The organism is Streptomyces sp. NPDC127119 (assembly GCF_042677425.1).
Lineage (GTDB): Bacteria > Actinomycetota > Actinomycetes > Streptomycetales > Streptomycetaceae > Streptomyces.
The window spans coordinates 33,253-49,063 of the sequence record NZ_JBHXTO010000064.1; the positions used below are offsets into that span (position 1 = coordinate 33,253).

Here is a 15,811-nt window from a genome sequence, read left to right on the forward strand (position 1 = left end):
CCGTCCGACGCGTCACACCAGGTGGCGGACGGGGTAGCGTCCGGTCATGGACAGCCGCATCGACACGCCGGACAGCCCGCACAGTGGCGGGATCACCGTGCGGCGGGCCCTGGAGCTGCCCGGACTGCGCGGTGGCCTGCCGGAGATCCTGGCGGGCGCCGACCGGCTGGGCCGCACCGTGCGCTGGGTGCACGCGGGCGAGGTACCGAACATCGCCTCGCTCCTCAAGGGCGGCGAACTGCTCCTGACCACCGGTTACGGGCTCGGCACCCGCCCCGCCGACCAGCGCGCGTTCGTCCGTACGCTGGCCGAGCGCGGCATCGCGGCCCTCGTCGTCGAGCTGGGGCCGCGCTTCACGAGACTGCCCGCCGCGCTCGTGGAGACGGCACGCGCGGCCGGTCTCCCCCTGGTGCAACTGCACCGCGAGGTGGCGTTCGTGACGGTCACGGAGGAGATCCACACCGAGATCGTCAACGGCCACTACGCCCTGCTCCAGCGCGCCGAGGAGGTCCACCGGCGCTGCACCGAGGCCCTGCTCGGCGGGGGCGGCATCCCGCAGGTCCTCGGCATCCTCGCCGACTTCGCCGGCAACCCGGTCTTCCTGGAGACCCCCGACGGCCAGCTCCTGTACGCCGCCGGGGCCGGCCCCGCGAACGCCGACCCGCTCCAGGTGTGGGAGGGGCTGCGCGGCCCGCACAAGGCCGATCCGCACGGCCCGGACCGGCACCGGGCCGGGCCGCCCGCCGGGACGGTCCTCGTGGACGTGCCCGGCGGCGGACAGGGCGGCGGCCCCGGGTCCGTCCGGGCCCGGCTGGTCCTCCTGCCCGTGAACACCCCGCTCGCGCCCGTGCACCGGATCGCGACGGAACGGGCGGCGGCCGTCCTCGCCGTGGTCCTGATGCAGGCCCGCCAGGAGGAGGAGCTGGCGGCCCGCGGGCGCGGCGACTTCCTCACCGACCTCGCCGAGGGCCGGATCGCCGCCGAGGACGCGCCCGCGCAGGCCCGCGTCCTCGGATTCAAGCCCGGCGCGAACCCGCTGCTGCCGGTCGTCATGCGCCTCGCCGACGGGCTGTCCCCCGGTGGCGGCTGGGCCGTGCTGGCACGGGCGGTCGCCGAGGAGCTGGCCTCGGTGGGCGTACCGGTCCTGCTGGGCGTGCGGCCCGTGGAGGGCCGCGTGCCGCTCCTGGTGGGGCTGCGCGCGGAGTCCGAGCGGCCCGCGGTCGCCGACCGGGTCGCCGCGGCGCTGCGGGCGGGTGTGGAGCGGGCGGGGACGCAGCGGCCCGGAGCGCAGCCGCCGGTCGTGGTGGTCGGGGTGGCGGGCGGCTGGGCGGCGGCGTCGGCGGGGCTGCGGCACGCGGCCGAGACGGCCACGGCCGCCCAGGGGCTGTCCGACCGGCCCTGGTACGACGCCCGGCGCCTGGACATCGACCTGCTGCTGTGGCGGCTGCGCGACCACCGTGACCTGGCGGCCTTCGTGGACCGCGCGATCGGCCCCCTGCGCGAGCACGACCACCGCTCGAAGCCGCCGCTGCTGCCCACTCTGGAGACGTATCTCGCGCACGCGGGCCGCAAGGCGGAGACCGCGCGCGAACTGCACCTCAACCGGCAGACGCTGTACAACCGGCTCGCGCGGATCGGGGAGTTGCTGGGGACGGACCTCGACGACCCGCAGACGGTACTGGCCCTGAGCCTGGCGCTGCGGGCCCGCAGACTCGTCCCGTGAGTCCGGACCACCGCCCGGCCCGGGGGTTCGCGGACGGGGCTAAGGCAACGGCAGGGGCCGGGTCAGCTCGTCGTAGACGCTGAGGACCTGCGCCACCGTCTCGTCCTCGGTCGGCCAGGTGGCCGCCTGGCGCGTGCCCCTGTCCTTCAGCCGCTCGCACCGGTCGGGGTCGGCGAGCAGCGCGGCGACGGCCTCGGCGAGCGCCCGCGAGTCGCCGTGCGGGACGAGTTCGGCCGCGTCGCCGACGAGTTCGGGCATGCCCCCGGTGGTGGCCGCGACCAGGGGCACGCGCGCGTGCAGGGCCTCCTGGGCGAGCAGGGAGCGCGACTCCGGGCAGCCGGGCAGCAGGGCGAGGTCGGCGGCGGCGAGGAGTTCCCCGATGTCGTCCCGCCGGCCGATGAGACGTACGGGGAGCCCTTCGTTCTCGATGCGCCGCTGGAGTGCGCCGCGCAGCGGTCCCTCGCCGGCGATCACGAGCAGCGGGACGGGGTCGAGCCGTCGCCACGCGCGCGTGGCGTCCAGCAGCGTGTCGTACCCCCGGTGCCGGTCGAGGGAACCGACGGCCATCAGCAACGGCCGGTCGGTCGTGCCGAGTTCCGCGCGCGTCTTGTGCCGCAGTCCGTCGGTCTCCGCCCTCTCGTGCGCGGCGCCGGGCCGTCGCCCGGCGGGCAGCGCGACCGCGGCGAGCCGCGCGTCCCGGGCGCCCCTGCTGCGGGCGCGGTCCACCAGGTCGGACGAGGATCCGAGGACCACCGACGCGGCCTTCGCCACCCGCCGCTCCAGGGCGCGCAGCAGATGTGCCCGCGCGCCCTCGGCGTACGGGCGGGTGTGCCAGGTGACGACGAGCGGGACGCGCCGTCCGCTGAGCGCGAGCGCGGCCCGCAGCGCGGCGTGCAGCCCGTGCGCGTGGACCAGGTCGGCGTCCCCGCAGGCCGTCCGCAGCGCGGCCACGGAGGCCGGGTCGTTGCGCCGGGGCACCGGGACGTGGTCGGCGCCGACGCCGGTGAAGTCGTACGCGTGATCCGCCTCGGCCGGGGCGCACACGGTCACCCGCACGCCCCGTGCGACGAGTCCCGAGGTCAGCGACCGCACATGGGCGCAGCTGCCCGCGCTGCCGCCGCCGAGCACCTGGACGGTACGCAGCGGCGACTGTCCGTGCGGTGAGTGGCTGCTCACGTGGGTCACGTGGCCGTGGCTCCTGGTTCGGCGTCGGGCGGTCACGAAGAAAAGTACCGAAGGAACGGGCGATGGGGGTGTACCGCTCGTCCTGCTCCTAAGGATGCCAGGACGGGGGCGAGTTGCCGACCACCGCGGGGCCGGTGCGGGACAGGGGGTGTGGCCGGGACGCGGGCCCTCACTCACACGAGTGAGGGCCGGGCGATGTCCGAAGACAGTCAGGGGCGGACATCGTCCCTGACAAGCCCCGCTTCACACCCCCTTCGCGCCCCTGCCCGTGCTCCTATCCGTCCGCCCGGGCCGTCGCCAGCAGTTCCTCCGCGTGGGCCCGTGCCGTCTCCGAGTCCTCCTGGCCGGCCAGCATCCGGGAGAGCTCACGGATGCGCTCCTCGCCCTCCAGGACCTTCACGCCGGAGCGGGTCACCGAGCCGTCGTTGGTCTTCTCGACCAGCAGTTGCCGGTCGGCGAACGCGGCCACCTGCGGGAGGTGGGTGACGACGACGACCTGCGCGCTCCTGGCGAGCTTCGCGAGCCGCCTGCCGATCTCGACGGCCGCCTTGCCGCCGACACCGGCGTCGACCTCGTCGAAGAGATACGTGGGCACCGGGTCCGTACCGGCGAACACGACCTCGACCGCGAGCATGACCCGGGACAGTTCACCGCCGGACGCGCCCTTGGCGATGGGCCGCGGCGGTGCTCCCGGGTGCGGGGCGAGGAGCAGTTCGACCTCGTCGCACCCGGCGGGCCCGTACGAGACGGGACGTCCGCCGACCTCGACGCCCTCCGGGTCCTCGGTCTGCCGGATCTCGAACGACACGCGCGCGTGCGGCATGGCGAGCGAGGCCAGTTCGGCGGTCACGGCGGCGGCGAACCGCTCGGCGGCCTCCGTACGGGCGTCGGTGAGGGCCTGCGCCAGTCCGCCCAGCTCGGCCCGCAGCGCGTCCCGCTCGGCGGTCAGTTCGCCGATGCGGTCGTCGTCGCCGTCCAGTTCCAGCAGTCGCGCGGCGCTCTGCTCGGCGTAGGTCAGCACCGCGTCCACGTCCGCGCCGTACTTGCGGGTCAGCGCGGTGAGCGCGGCACGCCGCTCCTCGACCGCCGCGAGCCGCAGGGGATCCGCGTCGAGGTCGTCGGCGTAGCCCGCCAGCTCCCCCGCCACGTCGCCCAGCAGGATGCCGATCTCGCCGATACGGCCCGCGAGGGCGCCCAGGGCCGCGTCGTGGGACCGTACGGCCTCCAGGGCCCGGTGGGCGCCCGCGACGAGTGTCGTGGCGTCGATGCCCTCCGGGTCCTCCGGGTTACCCGCGAGGGCGGCGTGCGCGACCGTGGCGGCCGACGCGAGCGCCTCCGCGTGCCCGAGCCGCTCGGCCTCGGCGGCGAGCTCCACGTCCTCGCCCGCCCTGGGCTCCACGCCGGCGATCTCGTCGAGCCCGAAGCGCAGCATGTCGGCTTCCTGGGCGCGTTCACGGGCGCGCGTGGTGATCTGGTCCAGTTCGGTGGTGATGGCACGCAGCCGGCGGTAGGCGCCCGTGTACTTGGCCAGCGGCACGGCGACCGCGTCGCCCGCGTACCGGTCGAGGGCCTGCCGCTGCCGGGACAGTTTGAGCAGCCCCTGCTGGTCGGTCTGCCCGTGCACGGCCACCAGGTCGTCGGCGAGTTCGGCGAGCAGCCCCACCGGCACCGAACGCCCGCCGAGATGCGCGCGCGAGCGGCCCTCGGCGGAAACGGTACGGCTGATGAGCAGCATGCCGTCGTCGAGTTCCGCGCCGGCCTCCTCGGCCCGTACGACCGCAGAGGCGCCGTCGGGGACGGAGATCCGTCCCTCCACGACCGCGCTCTTGGCCCCGATCCGCACGAGGGCGGCGTCGGCGCGTCCGCCCATCAGCAGGCCCAGGCTGGTGACCACCATCGTCTTGCCCGCACCGGTCTCACCGGTGACCGCGGTGAAGCCGGGCGACAGCTCGACCACCGCGTCGTCGATGACTCCGAGCGACCGTATCCGCATCTCCTCCAACACGGACATGACCATACGAGGTTTCCCCCACCCGGCGCGACGCCGCCCCATTCCCTGCACAAACGTCCAGGTGTGACCACCCGGTCCGCCCGAGCCCCGGCTGACGGTCGCCTGTGGCTCGCCGCGCAGTTGCCCGCGCCCCTGAAAGACAAAAGATTGCGCCGTTCCCCGCGCCCCTAATGGGGCAAAAGCTGGGGCACAGCCCCGTTTTTGAGGGGCGCGGGGAACTGCGCGGCCGGCCCCCACGCACCCGCAGGTTCATCACCCTCCCGGCAGCGGAGCGCCTGGCGGCGCCTAGTGGGGCGCGCCCCGCCACCCCGCGACGGGCAGCGCGAACTTGGCCACCAGCCGGTCGGTGAACGACGCATGGTGCAACCGAGCCAGCCGCACCGGCACGGCCCCGCGCCGAACCTCGACCCGCGCACCCGGCGGCAGCTCGATCGTGCGCCGCCCGTCACACCACAGCACCCCTGGCGGGATGTGCGGCAGGATCTCCACGGCGAGGACCGAGTTCGGCGAGGTCACCAACGGCTTGGCGAACAGCGCGTGCGCACTGATCGGCACCATGAGCAGCGCCTCGACCTCCGGCCACACCACGGGCCCGCCCGCGGAGAACGCGTACGCGGTGGACCCGGTCGGCGTCGACAGGACGATCCCGTCGCAGCCGAAGCCGGTCACCGGCCGCCCGTCGATCTCCAGGACCACTTCGAGCAGCTTCTCGGCGCCCGCCTTCTGCACGGCGGCCTCGTTGAGCGCCCAGTCCGTGTGCACGACGTCGCCGTTGCTGTGCACGACGACGTCGACGGTCATCCGCTCCTCGACCTCGTACGCCCGCGTCACCACCCGGTCGACGACCTTGTCGAGGTCGTCGCGCTCGGCTTCGGCGAGGAAGCCGACGCGCCCCAGGTTGACGCCGAGCATCGGCACGCCGGACGCGCGGGCGAACTCGGCGCCGCGCAGCAGCGTGCCGTCACCGCCGAGGACGATCAGCAGTTCACATCCGTCGAGGCACTCCGGAGTCGCCTCCTTGACGAGCTCCACGGTCGGCGGCAGCGGCAGATCGGCCGCCTCCGCCTCCAGGACGCGTACGCCGAGGCCGGAGCGCAGCAGCCCCTCGACGACGAGCTCGGCACTGCGGATGGCCGCGGGCCGTCCGGTGTGGGCGAGCAGGAAAACGGTACGAGATCGGGTGTCGGTCAACGCGGCCCCTCCGCCACTGCACGGTCAACGTCGGCCGGGTCCAGTGCGGGTGCCCCGGCACGCAGCCACAGAAAGTACTCGACATTCCCCGAGGGTCCGGGCAGCGGACTGGCCGTCACACCCTTCACCCCGAGTCCCAGGTCCCCCGCCTGGCGGGCCACACCGCGCACGGCGTCCGCCCGCAGTTCGGGGCTGCGGACGACGCCGCCGCTCCCGAGCCGTTCCCTGCCCACCTCGAACTGCGGCTTGACCATCATCACCAGGTCGGCATCGGGTGCCGCGCACCGCACAAGGGCGGGCAGCACCAGGCCGAGCGGGATGAAGGACAAGTCACCGACTACAAGATCCACCGGCTCCCCATCGATCGCCTCCAACGTCAACTCGCGTACGTTCGTACGGTCCTTGACGGTGACGCGTTCATCACTTCGGAGAGACCACGCCAACTGCCCGTAGCCGACGTCCACGGCGAGGACGTGCGAGACGCCCGCGCGGAGCAGCACATCGGTGAACCCGCCGGTCGAGGCTCCGGCGTCGAGAGCCCGCCGCCCCTGGACCTCAAGACCCAGCGGTACGAAGGCCTCCAGGGCCCCCGCGAGCTTGTGGCCGCCGCGCGAGACGTAGTCCGGGTCGTTGTCGTCCTGGCTGACCAGGATGGGGGCCGCGGTCTCCACCTGGGTGGCGGGTTTGGTCGCGAGGTTCTTGCCGACGGTGACGCGTCCGGCGGCGATCAGCTGTCCGGCGTGCTCGCGCGAGCGGGCGAGTTTGCGTCGGACCAGCTCGGCGTCGAGGCGGCGTCGTGCCACTCCTGCCACGTTCGGTTCAGCTCCTGTTGCTGTAGCTGTTGCCAGCGCTGTGGTTACTGCTGCTGTCCGGCGCGGGGGGCGCCGGAGGTCCCGGGCGGGTGTCGAGCGCGGTGAGCGCGTCGCGCAGCCCCCGGTGCACATCCTCGTACACCTCCACGTGGCCGTCCGTGCCGAGGTGGTCCGCGTCGGCCAGCCGGTCGAGCAGGGCGTCTACCTCGGCGTCACCGGTCGGTGTGCGCGGCACGTACAGCGGGGCGGGGGCGGCGGGGTCGTACTCGGGCCGGGCGTCGGGACCGTGCCCGGCATCGGACTCGGACTCGGAATCGGACTCGGCGTGCGGCTCAGTCTCCGGCTCCGTACCGAAAGGCTGCGTACCGAGGTGATCCGTACCGAAGGGATCCGTACCGGGGCTCTCGGTCTCCGGGCCGGTCATGGACTCGCTCATGCCCCGACGCTACCGCGAAGCGCTGAGGTACCGTCGATCACGATGGCGACGATCGAGGAGTGCCGCAGCGCACTCGACAAACTCTCGGACAACATGGCCGGCGCGAACGGTGACGTACAGAGCGCGGTCGCGTTGGACCGCTCCCTGAGCTGCCGTGTCACCGACCTGGACATCACCTTCGTGGGCCGTCTGCGGGACAGCCGGATCGTGGTGCTCGACACGGTCGAGGGCCCGCCGCCCGAAAAGGCCGAGATCCGGCTCGCGATGACCGGCGACGACCTGGTCGCGATGGTCGACGGCGAGCTGCATTTCGCGAAGGCCTGGGGCTCGGGCCGCGTCAAGCTCGAAGCGGGCCTGCGCGACCTGATCCGGCTCAGAAAGCTGCTCTGACCGCCACCCGGCCCGCCCTGCTCAGCCCTTGCCGACGCCGACCGACGGGACGGCGGCCGTACGGGCTTTGCGCGCCGCCGGCACCACCAGTGGTGTGCCCGTCTCCGGGTCGTCGATGACCTGGCAGCGCAGTCCGAAGACCTCCTCGACCAGTTCGGCCGTGACGATGTCCGCCGGGGCGCCCTCCGCGATCACCGCGCCGTCGCGCAGGGCGATGAGATGGGTGGCGTAGCGGGCGGCGTGGTTGAGGTCGTGCAGTACGGCCACCAGGGTGCGGCCCTGCTCCTCGTGGAGCTCGGCACACAGGTCGAGTACGTCGATCTGGTGCTGGATGTCGAGGAAGGTGGTCGGCTCGTCGAGCAGCAGCAGCGGGGTCTGCTGGGCGAGCGCCATGGCGATCCACACGCGCTGCCGCTGCCCTCCGGAGAGCTCGTCGACATACCGGTCGGCCAGTTCGGCGACCCCGGTGGACGTCATGGACTCCCGTACGATCCGCTCGTCGTCGGTGGACCACTGGCGCAGCAGCCCCTGGTGCGGGTAGCGACCGCGCCCCACGAGGTCGCCGACGGTGATGCCGTCCGGCGCGATGGACGACTGCGGGAGCAGTCCGAGCGTCCTCGCCACCCTCTTCGCGGGCATCGACTGGATGGCCTGCCCGTCGAGGAGGACCCGGCCCTGGCACGGCTTCAGCATGCGGGACAGGGCACGCAGCAGGGTGGACTTGCCGCAGGCGTTGGGGCCGACGATCACCGTGAACGAGTTGTCCGGTATCTCGACCGACAACTGCTCGGCGATGACGCGCTGGTCATAGGCGAGGGTGACGTCCTCGGCGGACAGGCGGTTCACAGTGCTCCTTCGGGGGTGGCCGTCGGCACGGGCACGGCCGTCGGGTGGGAAACGGGGCCGGGGTTCCTGTGCGGCTCGTTCATATGCGGCCGGTTCATATGCGGCCCGCTTTGCGCTCGGTGACCAGGAGCCACAGCAGATAGATACCGCCGAGGATTCCGGTCACCACGCCGACGGGCAGCTGGTCGGCTCCGAAGATCCGCTGCGAGGCCCAGTCCGCGACCACCAGGAGGGTGGCGCCCATGCACATCGCGGGTACCAGATTAGGTCCAGGTGAGCGGGTCAGGCGCCGTGCGAGCTGTGGCGCGGTGAGCGCGACGAAGCCGACCGGGCCCGCGGCGGCGGTGGCCGACGCGGTGAGCAGCACGGCGGCGAGCAACAGCAGCAGCCGCGTCCGCTCCACACGCACACCGAGCGCGTACGCCACGTCGTCGCCCATCTCCAGCATCCGCAGGGCGCGCGCGTTGCCGAGGACCAGCGGGACGAGTACGGCGCACAGGCCGAGCAGGGGCCAGACCTGTTCCCAGTCGCGGCCGTTGAGGGAGCCGGTCATCCAGACGACCGCGCGGGTCGCGTCGACGAGGTCGGCCTTGGTGATCAGATAGCCGTTGACGGCCGTGACGATCGCGGAGACACCGATACCGACCAGGACGAGCCGGTAGCCGTGCACGCCCCTCTTCCAGGCGAGCAGATAGATGGCGAGCCCGGTCACCAGACCGCCGATCAGCGCGCCGACGGTGACCTGCCTGGCGGTCCCGGAGAACAGCACGATCATCACGAGCGCGCCGGCCGTCGAGCCCTGCCCGAGGCCGAGCACGTCCGGACTGCCCAGCGGATTGCGGGAGATGGCCTGGAAGAGCGCGCCGCCGAGTCCGAGCGAGGCGCCGACCAGGAGCCCCACCAGGACGCGCGGCAGCCGCAGGTCGTTGACGATGAACTCCTGGCCCGCGTTCCCGTCGCCGAGCAGCGTGCGGACGACGTCGCCTGGGGATATCGGGAAGTCGCCGGTGCCGATGAGTACGACGCTCGCGGTGAGCGCCGCCACCAGCAGCAGGACGACGACCGTGAACGCGCGGACGTCGACCCGGACCGACAGCCCGCCGACGGTACGGACCGTACGGCCGCGGGAGACCCGGGCGGGCGGCGCCTGCGTGGTCTCGGCCTGGTTGCGTGGGGCCTGGTTGCGTGGGGCCTTCACAGCTGTGCCGTCCTCCGCCGTCGTACGAGAAAGATGAAGACCGGGCCGCCGAGGATCGCGGTGACGATGCCGACCTGGAGTTCCGCGGGCCGCGCCACGATCCGGCCGATCACGTCGGCGCCGAGCAGCAGCACCGGCGACAGCACGGTGGCGTACGGCAGGATCCAGCGCAGGTCGGGGCCGGTGAAGGACCGCACGACGTGCGGGACCATCAGCCCCACGAAGACGATCGGCCCGCAGGCGGCGGTCGCGGCCCCGCACAGCACGGTGGCGGCGGCCATGGACAGGGCGCGGGTGCGGTTCAGATGCGCGCCCAGCGCACGGGCGGTGTCGTCGCCCATGGCCATGGCGTTCAGCGGCCGGGCGAGGGCCAGCGCGAGGACCGTACCGGCCGCGAGGAACGGCAGCACCTGCCAGATGATGTCGTTGGTGGCCGAGGCCAGCGAACCGACCGTCCAGAAGCGCATCTTGCCGAGCGCCGCCTCGTCCGTGATCATCACGGCCTGGAGATAGCCGTAGAGCGCGGCGCTGATCGCGGTGCCGGCGAGGGCGAGCCGCACCGGCGTGGCGCCCCGGCTGCCGCCGAGGAAGAACACGAGCACTCCGACCACGGCCGCGCCCGCGAAGGCGAACCACACATAGCCGTTCAGCGAGGTGACGCCGAAGAAGGTGATCGCCGTGACGACCGCGGCGGACGCGCCCGCGTTGATGCCGAGGAGCCCGGGGTCGGCGAGCGGGTTGCGGGTGAGCGCCTGGAGCACGGCCCCGGCGAGGCCGAGCGCGGCGCCGACGAGCAGCCCGAGGACCGTACGCGACAGCCGCTCCCCCACCACGACGTCGCCGTACGTACCGGAGTCCTGGAACAGGCCGTGCCAGACCTGTTCCAGGGACAGCTCTTTCGCGCCGACGGCGATGCTCGCCAGGGCGACGAGCACCAGCACGGCGAGGGAGAGGAGGAGCCCTGCGGCTCGGACCGCCCGGCGCCTGGGGGGCGCGGGGGCGGTCTCCGCGCTCTGTTCGGGGGGACTGTCGACCAACACGGCAGTTAGGTTAGCCTAACTTGCATTGTGCTTCGATCGGCGGTCGCGGTGACCGGGCCCCGTGAGGGCCTTGAGCCGCCCTCAGAGCCCGAGCCGGGCCAGCGCCTTGCCTCCGTCCAGCTCGCAGGCCGCGTCGCCGCCCGCCGTCCAGGCGGCGGCGCACAGCGCCCTCAGCCCGTCCATGGGCTCGCCGTCACCGTCCAGTTCCAGCCTCTCGCCGCCTGCCGTCGCCGTGTAACCCCCGCACCGGAAGCCGTCACCCGCCTCGACCACCTCGGGCTGCCCGGTCAGCATCCCCCTCAGATCTGCGTCCACATAGGTCGGCCGGTGCTGCGGAGGCGCGGCGAGGAGCTGCGCGCCGTCGGTCACTCCGGTGAGTACGAGCAACGAGTCCACCTCGCCGTTGAACGCGCCCTCGATGTCCGTGTCGAGCCGGTCCCCGACGACCAGCGGCCGCTTCGCCCCGGTCCGCAGGATCGTCTCGCGGTGCATCGGGGGCAGCGGCTTGCCCGCCACCTGCGGCTCGGCACCCGTGGCGATCCGTACGACCTCCACGGCCGCCCCGTTGCCCGGCGCGATGCCCCGCGCCCCGGGGATCGTCAGGTCGGTGTTGGACGCGAACCACGGCACCCCGCGCGCGATGGCGTAGCAGGCCTCCGCGAAGCGCCCCCACGCCAGGTCGGGGCCGCCGAAGCCCTGCACCACGGCCGCCGGGTCGTCGTCGGCCGACTCGACGGGCTCAAGACCGCGCTCGCGCAGCGCGACGCGCAGTCCCTCCCCGCCGATCACCAGCACGCGCGCGCCCTGGGGCAGCTGCTCGCTGATCAGCCGGGCCACGGCCTGCGCCGAGGTGATGACGTCCGACGCCTCGGTCGCTATCCCCAGTTCCGTGAGGTGTTCCGCGACGGAGTCGGGCGTGCGCAGCGCGTTGTTCGTGACGTACGCGAGGCGCATCCCGCCCGTGTGGGCCGTGCCGAGCGACTCGACCGCGTGCGCGATGGCGTTGCCACCCGCGTACACCACGCCGTCCAGGTCGAGCAGCGCCGTGTCGTACGCCTCGCTCAGGGCCCTGTCGCTGCCCTCGGGCCGCGTCCTCGCGGTCTGGCTCATTACGCATCGCTCCTCGTTCGGTCTCTTTCCCCCGATCATCGCTCATGGCACTGACACACTTACGATGCATCAATGAACACGGCAGGTACCGCGGACGTACCGGCACGCATGGGCCTTGACCTCACCCCGTTCCGGGGCCTGCGCTACGACCCCGACCGGGTCGGCAGCCTGTCCGCCGTCACATCCCCGCCGTACGACGTGGTCGTACGGCCCGACGGCCTGCACCATCTGGAGTCGGCGGACCCGCACAACATCGTCCGTCTGATCCTGCCGCAGGCCCCCACGCCCGGCATCCGCAACGAACAGGCGGCGGACACCCTGCACCGGTGGGTGTCCGAGGGCGTCCTGAGAACCGACTCCAGGCCTGGCCTGTACGTCTACGAGCAGCGGGACGACGAGGGCATGTTCCAGCGGGGCGTCATCGGCGCCCTGCGGCTGTCGGAGCCGTCGGAGGGCGTGGTGCTGCCGCACGAGGACGTCATGCCGCACGTCGTCGCGGACCGCGCGGCCCTCATGCGGGCCACCTCCGCGAACCTCGAACCCCTGCTGCTGACCTACCGGGGCGACGGCATGTCCGGTACGACGGCCGTCATCGAGCGCACCGCGAAACACCCGCCCCTGCTGTCCACCACCACGGAGGACGGCTTCAGCCATCGTCTGTGGGCGGTCACCGATCCGTCCGACCTCGCCGAGATCCACACGGACCTGGCCCACCGCCAGGCGCTCATCGCGGACGGCCACCATCGCTGGGCGACCTATCTGCGGGTCCGCGGGGAGCACCCCTCCCCCAGCCCCTGGGACTACGGCCTGGTCCTCCTGGTGGACACCGCGCGGCATCCCCTGCGCGTCCGCGCGATCCACCGTCTCCTGCACCGCCTCCCGGTGCCGGAAGCCCTCGCGGCCCTGGACGGCTCCTTCCGCGTACGCCAGGTCGACGGCCCCCTCTCCGAGGCCCTGTCGGCCCTCTCCGTAGCGACCGCCGAGGGAAATGCCTTCCTCCTTGCGGGCGACGGCACCTTCCACCTCGTCGACCGCCCCTCCCCCGACCTGCTCGCCCGTACGGTTCCGGCCGACCGTCCGGAGGCCTGGCGCGCCCTCGACGCGACGGTCCTGCACGCCACGCTCCTCGACCATGTCTGGCGGATCCCGGACGTTCCCGAGCACATCGCGTACATCCACGACACGGCCGCCACGGTCGACAAGGCGGAGCGCGACGGCGGCACGGCCGTCCTGATGCACCCGGTCCGCGAGGAGGTCGTACGCGATCTGGCGAGCCAGGGCGTCACGATGCCCCGCAAGTCGACGTCCTTCGGCCCGAAGCCGGCGTCGGGGCTGGTCCTGCGCGCACTTCTCTGACACGACTCTCCGGATACACGAACGGGCGGGACTCCCCTGAGGGAATCCCGCCCGTTCGTGTTGTTACGCGTCGACCTCAGTCCGTCTGGTCGGTCTTGGCCTTGTCTGCCGCCGGCGCCTCGGAGGTCACGGCCGCGGGAGCGCTGTCGTCGTCACCCTCGACCTCGACCTCGTCATTGAGGTCGTCATCGAGGTCGCTGTCGTCGTCGACGTCAACGTCATCGTCGATGTCGCTGTCGAGCTCCTGCGCCTCTACGTCCTCGACTGCGGCCTCCGCGTCGTTCTCGTCGTTCTGGTCGTCGACGAGCGCGTCCACGAACTCGACGCCGTCGAGCTCCGCGAGACGGTCCGAGGCGTCCGTGCTGCCGTCCTTGTCGGACTCGACGGCCTTGGCGAACCACTCACGGGCCTCGCCCTCACGCCCGGCGGCCAGAAGCGCGTCGGCGTACGCGTAACGCAGCCGCGCGGTCCAGGGCTGGACGGAGTTGGAGGCCAGCTCGGGGCTCTGGAGCGTGACGATGGCCGCTTCGAGCTGGTCCATGTCCCGTCGTGCACCGGCCGCCACGAGCCGCATCTCGACCTGTCCGGCCTTGTCGAGCTTCTGCACCTCGGGGGCGCCGGCCATGTCGAGCGCCTTCTCGGGGCGTCCCAGGCCGCGCTCGCAGTCCGCCATGACGGGCCACAGGTCGACGCTGCCGGTCATGCGCCGCGCGGCCCTGAACTCGGCCAGCGCCTCGCTGTACTTCTGGTTCGCGTACGCGGCGAAGCCGGCCGCCTCCCGCACGGCGGCGACGCGCGAGGCGAGCCGCAGCGCGACCCTGGAGTAGCCGTACGCGCCCTCGGGGTCCTCGTCGATGAGCCGGGCCACCATGACCAGGTTCCTGGAGACGTCGTCAGCGAGACCCTTCGGCAGGCTCATGAGCTCCTGGCGTACGTCCTTGTCGATCTCCTCGCCCGTGACGTCGTCCGGGATCGGCAGCCGCTTGATGGGCTCGCGGTCGCGGTCCCGCTCGTCGCGGAAGCGGCCACCGCCGCCGCTGCGGTCGCCGCCACGGTCGTCGCGGCCACGGAAGCCGCCACCACTGGGGCGGCCACCACGGCTGTCGTCACGGCGGGGTCCGCCACGGCCACGGTCGTCGCGCCCGCCGCGGTCGTCCCGCCCACGGAATCCGCCGCGATCGCCGCCACCACGGTTGTCGTCGCGGTTGAAGCCGCCACGGTCGCCGCCGCCACGGTTGTCGTCACGACGGAAGGGGGGCCGGTCGCCGCCACCGCGGTTGTCATCGCGACGATCGTCGCGGCGGAAGGCCGGGCGGTCGTTGTCACGGCGCGGAGCACCACGGTCGTCATCACGACGGAACGCGGGACGCTCGCCGCCACGGTTGTCGTCACGACGGAAGCCACCGCGGTCGCCACCGCCGCGGTTGTCGTCACGGCGGTCGTCGCGGCGGAACGGCGGGCGGTCGTTGTCACGGCGCGGAGCACCGCGGTCACGGTCGTCGCGGCGGTCATCGCGCCCGCGGTAGCCGCCCCGGTCGTCGTCGCGCCGGAAAGCCGGGCGGTCGCCGCCACCGCGGTTGTCGTCACGGCGGTCGTCGCGACGGAAGGCCGGACGGTCGTTGTCACGGCGCGGAGCACCACGGTCATCGTCACGACGGAACGCGGGACGCTCTCCGCCACGGTTGTTGTCACGACGGAAACCGCCGCGGTCACCGCCGCCGCTGCGGTCGTCACGGCCACGGAAACCGCCGCGGTCACCGCCACCGCTGCTTCCGCCACGGTTGTCGTCGCGACGGAAGCCACCACGCTCACCGCCACCGCGGTTGTCGTCACGGCGGTCGTCGCGACGGAACGGCGGGCGGTCGTTGTCACGGCGCGGAGCACCACGCTCGTCATCACGACGGAACGGCGGACGCGCGCCACCCCCACGGTTGTCGTCACGCCTGCCGGCCCCACCACGATCGTTGTCGCGGCTCGGGCCTCCGCGGTAGCCGCCGCGGTCACCACTGTCCCGGCGTCGCTGATCGCGCTCCGGTCGCTCGTCGGGAGAGTTGGTGGACATGGGTGACTCCTGTCATCGGTACCGCAAGTCATTCTCGCGCAGCCGGGTACCCGGCGCGCTTCGGGAAAACAAAAAAGGACCTCTGGTCCCAGCGAGTCGCTGGGACCAGAGGTCCTCAAGTATTGTTCGGCGGCGTCCTACTCTCCCACAGGGTCCCCCCTGCAGTACCATCGGCGCTGTAAGGCTTAGCTTCCGGGTTCGGAATGTAACCGGGCGTTTCCCTCACGCTATGACCACCGAAACCCTTTCAGACACTCCACCACGAGGCAGAGCTGTGAACGGGCAGCGAACAAGCACACTATTTAATTGACTAGTGGAACTGTTCAGCCAGCACAACCGTTCGTTGTCTGGGAACTACACAGTGGACGCGAGCAACTGAGGACAAGCCCTCGGCCTATTAGTACCGGTCAGCTTCACCCCTTACAGGGCTTCCACATCCGGCCTATCAACC

The 15,811-nt window shown here is 72.6% G+C and carries 12 protein-coding genes, 2 rRNA genes and 2 pseudogenes; 3 read left to right on the plus strand and 13 right to left on the minus strand.

Annotated features, from left to right (window positions below; genetic code table 11):
• Positions 1 to 46: 46 nt before the first annotated feature.
• Complete coding sequence (locus ACFVH5_RS25025) at positions 47 to 1,723, plus strand: PucR family transcriptional regulator (RefSeq protein ID WP_385835984.1); 1,677 nt, start codon at positions 47 to 49, stop codon at positions 1,721 to 1,723.
• Between the two features lie 39 nt (positions 1,724 to 1,762).
• Here ACFVH5_RS25025 and ACFVH5_RS25030 read toward each other — a convergent pair whose 3' ends face one another.
• From ACFVH5_RS25030 to ACFVH5_RS25050, 5 genes and pseudogenes are all read right to left on the minus strand, one after another.
• Complete coding sequence (locus ACFVH5_RS25030) at positions 1,763 to 2,908, minus strand: glycosyltransferase family 4 protein (RefSeq protein WP_385835985.1); 1,146 nt, start codon at positions 2,906 to 2,908, stop codon at positions 1,763 to 1,765.
• Between the two features lie 274 nt (positions 2,909 to 3,182).
• Positions 3,183 to 4,925 carry a DNA repair protein RecN gene (gene recN, locus ACFVH5_RS25035; RefSeq protein ID WP_384811666.1) on the minus strand — a complete coding sequence of 581 codons (1,743 nt, stop codon included), beginning with the start codon at positions 4,923 to 4,925 and terminating at the stop codon, positions 3,183 to 3,185.
• 279 nt (positions 4,926 to 5,204) lie between these two features.
• Entirely contained in the window at positions 5,205 to 6,110 is a 906-nt protein-coding gene (locus tag ACFVH5_RS25040; RefSeq protein ID WP_107021203.1) for an NAD kinase, read from the minus strand.
• A complete protein-coding gene (locus ACFVH5_RS25045; RefSeq protein ID WP_385835988.1) occupies positions 6,107 to 6,922 on the minus strand; it encodes a TlyA family RNA methyltransferase in 816 nt (271 codons plus the stop codon). Before ACFVH5_RS25045 ends, ACFVH5_RS25040 begins: the two co-directional genes overlap by 4 nt.
• 7 nt (positions 6,923 to 6,929) lie before the next feature.
• Positions 6,930 to 7,193: pseudogene (locus ACFVH5_RS25050) on the minus strand (hypothetical protein); the annotation flags it as partial.
• Between the two features lie 207 nt (positions 7,194 to 7,400).
• On the opposite strand from ACFVH5_RS25050, the gene ACFVH5_RS25055 reads away from it, so the two are divergent.
• Positions 7,401 to 7,748, plus strand: a complete 348-nt coding sequence (locus ACFVH5_RS25055) for a sterol-binding protein (protein ID WP_385835990.1) — start codon at positions 7,401 to 7,403, stop codon at positions 7,746 to 7,748.
• 21 nt (positions 7,749 to 7,769) lie between these two features.
• On the opposite strand, the gene ACFVH5_RS25060 is transcribed toward ACFVH5_RS25055, so the two are convergent.
• The 4 genes from ACFVH5_RS25060 to ACFVH5_RS25075 form a co-directional block, all read right to left on the minus strand.
• Positions 7,770 to 8,594, minus strand: a complete 825-nt coding sequence (locus tag ACFVH5_RS25060; RefSeq protein ID WP_385835992.1) for an ABC transporter ATP-binding protein — start codon at positions 8,592 to 8,594, stop codon at positions 7,770 to 7,772.
• A gap of 94 nt (positions 8,595 to 8,688) precedes the next feature.
• The gene (locus ACFVH5_RS25065) at positions 8,689 to 9,690 is read right to left on the minus strand and encodes a FecCD family ABC transporter permease (RefSeq protein WP_385835997.1); all 1,002 of its coding nucleotides are present in this window, start codon (positions 9,688 to 9,690) and stop codon (positions 8,689 to 8,691) included.
• 98 nt (positions 9,691 to 9,788) lie between these two features.
• A complete protein-coding gene (locus ACFVH5_RS25070) occupies positions 9,789 to 10,832 on the minus strand; it encodes a FecCD family ABC transporter permease (RefSeq protein WP_384811675.1) in 1,044 nt (347 codons plus the stop codon).
• Between the two features lie 81 nt (positions 10,833 to 10,913).
• Positions 10,914 to 11,942, minus strand: coding sequence for an HAD hydrolase-like protein (locus tag ACFVH5_RS25075; RefSeq protein WP_384811677.1), 1,029 nt, complete (start codon positions 11,940 to 11,942; stop codon positions 10,914 to 10,916).
• A gap of 72 nt (positions 11,943 to 12,014) precedes the next feature.
• Between ACFVH5_RS25075 and ACFVH5_RS25080 the strand changes: the two genes are divergently transcribed.
• Complete coding sequence (locus tag ACFVH5_RS25080) at positions 12,015 to 13,298, plus strand: DUF1015 domain-containing protein (RefSeq protein WP_385835993.1); 1,284 nt, start codon at positions 12,015 to 12,017, stop codon at positions 13,296 to 13,298.
• 76 nt (positions 13,299 to 13,374) lie between these two features.
• Here the strand turns inward: ACFVH5_RS25080 and ACFVH5_RS25085 are convergent, their stop codons facing one another.
• From ACFVH5_RS25085 to ACFVH5_RS25100, 4 genes and pseudogenes are all read right to left on the minus strand, one after another.
• Positions 13,375 to 14,217 carry a hypothetical protein gene (locus ACFVH5_RS25085; RefSeq protein WP_385835999.1) on the minus strand — a complete coding sequence of 281 codons (843 nt, stop codon included), beginning with the start codon at positions 14,215 to 14,217 and terminating at the stop codon, positions 13,375 to 13,377.
• Positions 14,218 to 14,466: 249 nt separating this feature from the next.
• Positions 14,467 to 15,360 (minus strand): annotated as a pseudogene (locus ACFVH5_RS25090) (hypothetical protein); the annotation flags it as partial.
• A gap of 124 nt (positions 15,361 to 15,484) precedes the next feature.
• Positions 15,485 to 15,601 (minus strand): 5S ribosomal RNA (gene rrf / locus ACFVH5_RS25095).
• Between the two features lie 136 nt (positions 15,602 to 15,737).
• Positions 15,738 to 15,811 (minus strand): 23S ribosomal RNA (locus ACFVH5_RS25100); the annotation flags it as partial.